The organism is Exiguobacterium sp. B2(2022) (genome assembly GCF_028823655.1).
Taxonomy (GTDB): Bacteria; Bacillota; Bacilli; order Exiguobacteriales; family Exiguobacteriaceae; genus Exiguobacterium; species Exiguobacterium aestuarii_A.
In genome coordinates, this window is record NZ_JAPEHX010000097.1 from 1 (window position 1) to 4,971 (window position 4,971).

Genomic DNA, 4,971 nt, shown 5'->3' on the forward strand with positions numbered 1-4,971 from the left:
GCGCCTACAGTAAACCTGACCTCTTATAGTTTTGCTAGCAACTTTCCTTTTTGAAGCGTCGATACGTATGCACGCTTTGTGAAAACGTCATATCCGTTTGCTCGAGCCGCATCTAAAATTCCTTCGTATAGGAGCGCTGCCGCTTGAACTGGCTTTCGACTGGCCAGTGGATAGAGGTGATGGGTTCCACGTGCGCGTTCATACAAGAACTCCGCGCGTTTCGCCAACGCCTCCCATAGTTCGATAAAGGCAGGTGTCACTTCTCGTTGCTGTAACATCTCTTCAGTTACACCGAACTGTCGCATCATCGTCCGTGGTAAATAAATGCGGTCTCGGTTCAAATCTTCCCCGACATCTCGCAAAATATTCGTCAGTTGCATCGCAATCCCAAGGTCAATGGCACCTAGCCGAAGCTGGCGTTTCGTCGCATTGTCTTGATTTGGGACAAGAATCGGGAGTAGCATCAGACCGACCGTGCTCGCCGCATAGTAGCTATATTGCTCGGTCTCTTCGAGCGTCTCATATCGCGACTTATGTAAATCCCACTTCATCCCTTCTGCCAGCTCGAAAAATGGATCTACGTCCATCTCATAGCGCTGCCACACATCTCGAAGGGCAACCCATAGTGCAACGTCTTGATCATACCCGGCCAAAAAACGATCGAACGCATGCAAAAACGACGCCAGACTTTCTTCTGGACGGTCCGATTCATCTACTGCGTCATCAAGGGTCCGACAAAACGTATACACGGCCATGACCGCTTGACGGTCTGGTTTTGAGAGCAAAGAGAAGGCCCGATAAAAAGTCAGCGAGCCTTTCTTCATGATTTCCTCACATTGACGATACGCTTCTTGTGTCGTCACGATGTATTGCCCCCATTTCTTCTTCCATTTTTTTCACGAGTAACTGTGACCCAATCATGACGATTGGCACGCCACCACATGGATGGACAGATGCACCAACCGCATACAATCGTTCGATTTTCGGGAACGGTCTTGCCTGTGGCTTGAAGGCAGCTGATTGAGACAACTTCGGTGCAATCCCAAAGCTTCCTCCTTCAAATAGACCGAAACGCTCAGCATCCATCGGTGTCCGGACTTTCATCTCGGTCACGCGCTCACGAAAACCTGGTACGAGTGCCTCGATTCGTTCGAATAGATGGTCAATCGTTCCTTGCGTCTCAAAGTCTTCCCGTTCCAATTTACGAGGTACGGGAACGAGGACATACAGCACGCTCGTCCCATCCGGCGCGAGTGTCGCATCGATCCGTGATGGATTGAACGTATACATCGCCGGATACTCACTTAGTTTACCATCCTCAAAGATCGTGCGCATCGATCCTTCAAAATCGTTCGGCAAATCAAATTGATGGACCGGTAAATCTAGTTCGCCATCGACGGTGAAGTACAGAAGTAACGTACCGCTGGACGGTTCGTACGTCTTTGGTGTGACGCCATCAATGAGTCGCTCCATGAGTGGGAAGTCCCCGTTCACAACGACCGCGTCATAAGGCACATACTCGTCATTGACCGTGACACCGACTGCCACTCCGTTCGTGACATGAACGCGATTAACAGTCGCATTCATCACGAAACGGACACCTCGACGCTTCAGCTCTTGTTCCATTTTCGCCGCAAGCGAGAAATATCCTCCTTTTACGTACCAGACGCCCTCTTCCTGTTCACGATACGGGATCAGTCCATATAAAGAAGGCGTCGCATAAGGATTCCCACCGATATAGAGTGTCTGTAAACTGTAGGCGACACGTAGGCGTTCGTCTTCAAAGAAACGTTTCATGTTCGCATGGGCCGTTTCATATGCTTTCAGACGCATCAAGAGGAGCAACAGTTTAGGTTCGAACAATTCCGTTTTTGATGCGTAGCTACGGTCCAAAAACGTATCGAATCCAATCCGATACTCTTCTTTCTTCTGCGACATATAATGACGAAACGCATCCCCTTCACCGAACGTCCGCTCGATTTCTTCAGCCTGCCGTTCGATATCGCGATATTTGTAGAATGATGTCCCGTCTTGATAACGCAAGCGATAGAGCGGGTCGACTTCGAGTAACTCGACTTCATTTTCTGGTAGCCCTGCTTCCATCAACTGTTGCTTCAGTTTACTCGGTAACAAGACGATTGTCGGCCCTTCGTCGACTTTCGCCCCATTCTCAAACTCAACATAGTTCAACCGTCCTCCGACGCGTGCTTCTTTCTCATAAATCGTGATATTTAGCGACGGATTATGTTTCGTCAATAAGAGGGCGGCATAAAGAGTGCCGACCCCGGCCCCGACAAAGCTGATGTTCATCGGCCGACACCTGCCCGTTCACGCAACAGGTTCGTCGTGATTCGCGCCGATTCAAAAATCGTCGGAAGCCCACTTCCCGGATGCGTTCCACCGCCGACGAGCCAGACGTTGTCGAGCTCTTCAAATTGGTTGTGCGGACGGAAATACATCATTTGCGATAGATTATGGCCAAGGTTAAACGTTGCTCCCTCATACACGCCAAACGTCTCCCAGTCCACTGGTGTCAACGTCTCCATCACCTCGATATGTTGTCGGATGCCTCGGTACGGAGACCGTGTCTCAAGGGCGTCGAGTACACGTTCTGTCATCGTCGTCTGTAGCTCGTCCCATGGGAGACCGGATAAGTTATTCGGTACCGGTACGAGCACGTAAAGCGATGACTTTCCTGCAGGCGCGAGCGTCGGGTCGACGCGTGAGGCGTTTTGAACGTAGAATGAGAAATCCTCGCTCAGTTTCAACTCTTGCGTCATCTCTTTGACGTTCAACTCATAATCGTCTGCAAAGTAAATCGAATGGTGCGCCACGTCTTCGTATATGTGATCAAGTCCGAGATAGAGCATGAACGTCGAGCACGAATAGCGCTTCTTCTTCAGTTGAGCTGGACTCCACTTCGAGAGTTTACCTTCAGGGACAAGCGACGTCATCGCATGTGCAAAATCAGCACCGATTACGACTTCATCGAACGCATAATGGACACTTCCGGCCACTAGACCTGTCACTTTCTTGTCCTCCATGAGGAGGCGCTCCACCGGTTCTCCTAGACGAATGGAGCCACCTTCTTCTTCCACGACTTTCGCCATCGCATGGCAAAGTTGATTCACTCCCCCAATCGGGTGATGAACCCCATATGCGTGTTCCATATACGATAAAATGGAGAAACCGCCCGGGCATTCCCAAGCGGACATGCCTAAATATTTTGCTTGGAAGGTAAACGCATACTTCAGTTCTTCGCTCGTGAAGTACTCGGATAAGACATCATAAAGCGACTTCCCAATCGACAGAAACGGCAGTGCTTTGAGCACACGTAATGATACATAATCGGTCAATTTATCATGAGCGGTCTGTAAGACAGGCATCAACTTGGACAGCTTAATCGCCTGTTCGCTCATGAATCGCTCATATCCTTCTCCATTTCCCGGGAATTGTGCTTCGATGGCTTGATGCATCTGGTCGCGATCTGTCGTCATCGAGAGCTGACGCGTGCCGCGATCGAAATACAAATCATACATCGGTTCCAGTCGTTTCATCTCGACGTAATCATGTAAATCGCGTCCCGTTTCTTCAAAAATTTCTTCTAAAATATAAGGCATGTTTAAAAATGTAGGTCCTCGGTCAAACGTGAATTCGCCGACTTGCAGGCGTGACGTCCTCCCTCCGACAAACGGTTGTTTCTCAAATACGGTGACATCTACCCCACGATGCGCCAGTAGCATCGCAGCAGCCAATCCACCAGGTCCTGCCCCTATTACGGCAACTCTTTGTTTCGACACACTCAACAACTCCCTATGTGAATAGTCTCTTATGCTTCTCTATCATTATAGAAATGACCGGAGACAAGTTCAATTTTCAATCGGTTGATTGAGCAGGTTCTTTCTTCCTCGCTCGGCGATGACGATGTACCAAGATCCTTCTGGGATGAATGGGATGAATCGAATTTGTTCAAATCCGACTTCTTGCATCTGTCGGCGTAATCGTGGAATGGTCGGGAGCGGATACAAGTTGTCATGGAGAGTCATGAATGCGTTGAATGCGGAAGCGAATCGTCCGCCAAGTGCCGTCTCTGCAAGCGGCGTCACGAGGACTGCTACCCCGTTCTTTTCTAAACGATCCCGAAGTCTCTCAAGCAGTTTGATCCGCTCTTCTGGTGAAAAGTAATAGAGCATATTGTTCATCATGACCGCATCGAACTGCTCGTCCGTTTCCCAGTTCATGAAGTCGGCGACTTCGAAATGAATATCGCCCCGTTCATCACGAGACCGCGCCTCTTCAATCACCTCTTCCTCTAAATCAATACCTGTCAGTTCCCAACTTGGTTCGAGCGCTTGTAATTTACGTAAGTAGCCACCGTGACCGCAACCGATATCAAGCATCGATTGGACATTCGCCTGACGTAATAATTGCTGTACAATCGGGAACGCGACCGTTTCCACAAGGGTCGACGTTTTCGCGACGACTTGACCGTGCTCTGCCCCATCGAATGTCTTTTGTTTTCCGGACTCTAAAAATTCCGGATAAGCGATCAATGCAGGAATGTGAAGTTCCATCATCTCTTGCAGCATGAATCCGATGCTTCGTTCGTCGTTACCGGATAATTGATATTTTAAGCCACGTGTCGGATAGTAGCGCCAGCCTCTCTTCTTCAAATGACGTACTGCGACTCCGACTTCTAACCAACGCTCTAGTGCAAGTTGCGTCAGTGGGCGTTTGAGTCGTAAATTCATCTCTGCCATACTTGCGCCACCTTGAAGTGCATCGAATAGGCCAAATTTATAGCCGATATAACCGTGCCATAATGGTAAGAAAGATTCTGTTTGTTTCATCCATTTCCGCGCATGTAATACGCGTGTCCATTCCATCATTTGTTGATCCATCATTTCACCTCATCGTCATGATTACTGATTTTTTTATTTTCCCCTAATAATTTGTCTACAAACAAAAAAT

4 protein-coding genes are annotated in these 4,971 nt (G+C 48.9%); all 4 read right to left on the reverse strand.

From position 1 onward, the window contains the following. Positions 1 to 23: 23 nt before the first annotated feature. The 4 genes from ON063_RS14180 to ON063_RS14195 all read right to left on the reverse strand — a co-directional run bounded on the left by ON063_RS14180 (position 24) and on the right by ON063_RS14195 (position 4,901). Positions 24 to 866 carry a phytoene/squalene synthase family protein gene (locus ON063_RS14180; RefSeq protein ID WP_446719145.1) on the reverse strand — a complete coding sequence of 281 codons (843 nt, stop codon included), beginning with the start codon at positions 864 to 866 and terminating at the stop codon, positions 24 to 26. Continuing rightward, on the reverse strand, positions 832 to 2,310 hold the full coding sequence (locus tag ON063_RS14185) for a phytoene desaturase family protein (RefSeq protein ID WP_274665566.1): 1,479 nt from the start codon (positions 2,308 to 2,310) through the stop codon (positions 832 to 834). The genes ON063_RS14180 and ON063_RS14185 overlap by 35 nt, the downstream gene beginning before the upstream one ends. Beyond that, complete coding sequence (locus tag ON063_RS14190) at positions 2,307 to 3,800, reverse strand: phytoene desaturase family protein (protein ID WP_274665567.1); 1,494 nt, start codon at positions 3,798 to 3,800, stop codon at positions 2,307 to 2,309. Before ON063_RS14190 ends, ON063_RS14185 begins: the two co-directional genes overlap by 4 nt. 69 nt (positions 3,801 to 3,869) lie before the next feature. After that, entirely contained in the window at positions 3,870 to 4,901 is a 1,032-nt protein-coding gene (locus tag ON063_RS14195; protein ID WP_274665568.1) for a class I SAM-dependent methyltransferase, read from the reverse strand. Positions 4,902 to 4,971: the final 70 nt, after the last annotated feature.